The organism is Serratia sp. 506_PEND (assembly GCF_001076875.1).
Lineage (GTDB): Bacteria > Pseudomonadota > Gammaproteobacteria > Enterobacterales > Enterobacteriaceae > Serratia > Serratia marcescens.
This window is the reverse complement of the sequence record NZ_JVEL01000475.1, coordinates 1-601: the sequence shown is the minus strand read 5'-3', so window position 1 is coordinate 601 and position 601 is coordinate 1. Positions and strand designations below refer to the sequence as shown.

1 protein-coding gene is annotated in these 601 nt (G+C 55.1%); it reads left to right on the top strand.

Annotation, left to right across the window (positions count from 1 at the left end):
* Positions 1 to 24: 24 nt before the first annotated feature.
* Positions 25 to 601 (top strand): type VI secretion system baseplate subunit TssF (locus ADK28_RS19350; RefSeq protein ID WP_048796418.1); only part of this gene is annotated, 577 nt, incomplete at its 3' end.

Genomic DNA, 601 nt, shown 5'->3' with positions numbered 1-601 from the left:
CGCCACTACAGAATGATGTGATTTATGTCGCTGGAACATTATTACCGGGATGAGTTGACCTGGCTCCGCCTGCAGGGGCGTCAGTTTGCTGAGTCGCATCCCGAGCTATCGCGGTTTTTATCTGAACAGACTACCGATCCTGATGTGGAAAGACTGCTGGAGGGGTTCGCGTTTCTGACGGGTAGCCTGCGCGCCAAAATCGAAGATGAGTTTCCGGAACTGACGCATGGCCTGCTCAATATGCTGTGGCCGAATTACCTGCGTCCTGTTCCCTCGATGACCATCGTTCAATTTACGCCGGTTGCAGGGGCTCTGGCACAGCCCGCGTTTCTCGGGCGGGGGTGCGCGCTCGACAGCATTGTTAACAATGAAGCGGTGTGCCATTTTCAGACATGCCACGATCTGTGGATCTTTCCGGCCACGCTTGAGAATGTCAGTGCATACAGCGGTACAGATGTTTCGGCGATCACCCTGGAGCTGGCGCTGCAGGTCCCGATGACTCTTGAGCAACTGGATCTCAGTAAGTTGCGATTTTATCTTGGCGGTGATGCCTGTACGGCGCGAGAGCTCTATTTCTGGTTATCGGACCGGCTGGCCTGGA